Source organism: Demequina muriae (assembly GCF_030418295.1).
Classification (GTDB): domain Bacteria; phylum Actinomycetota; class Actinomycetes; order Actinomycetales; family Demequinaceae; genus Demequina; species Demequina muriae.
Map to the genome: position 1 here is coordinate 1 of NZ_JAUHQA010000012.1, position 769 is coordinate 769.

Annotated in this window: 1 protein-coding gene; it reads left to right on the forward strand. The window is 64.1% G+C overall.

Annotated elements, in window-relative coordinates; genetic code table 11:
* Nucleotides 1-769, forward strand: a 769-nt coding sequence (locus QQX02_RS13110) for a packaged DNA stabilization protein (protein ID WP_301143800.1), incomplete at both ends; no start/stop codon positions are given.

The window sequence follows — 769 nt, forward strand, 5'->3', positions numbered from 1 at the left end:
CGACGGCTTCCCTGGCGCAATCAGCTTCGATTTTGTGGACGGCTACGTGCTTGGCATCGAGCCGGCCCGACGCTTTGCGTTCACGTCCGACCTTGCGGCGGCAGGCTCCTACAGCACGCTTGACCGCTACGAGGCCGAAGGTTCGCCCGATCTGCTAGTGGGTCAGGCCGTCACCCACCGCGAATGGTGGCTGATGGGCGAGCGGACCATCGAGCCTTTCACAAACACGGGCGCGGCTACGGGAACCTTCCAGCGCTCGCAGGGCACGGTGATTGAGGTGGGCTTGGCGGCGACCCATGCGGTGGCCGTGATGGACAACTCCGTTTTCTGGCTCGGCTCTGACGGCATCGTCTACCGGGCCAACGGCTACACGCCCCAGCGCATCTCTACCCATGCCATCGAGCAGGCCATCGCCCGCTGCAACATGGCGCAGGCGTTCGCCTTCACCTTCGAGGACAAGGGGCACAAGGTCTTTTACCTGACGTTCCCGGATGGACAGACGTGGGGCTACGACGCCGCCACGGGCGAGTGGCACCGCCGCAAGAGTCACAACCTTGACCGCTGGCGCATCAACTGTCTGGTGAAGTGGCGCGGCAAGTGGATTGCAGGCGACTACGCCAACGGCATCCTGTACCAGCTCGATTGGGACACGCAGGACGAGAACGGCGAGCCGATGGAGCGCCGGCGCATTACGGGCGTGACCCACGACAACCAGAACGCCATCGTCATCAATGGTCTTGAGCTGGTGGTGGATACCGGCCTGCCTCCG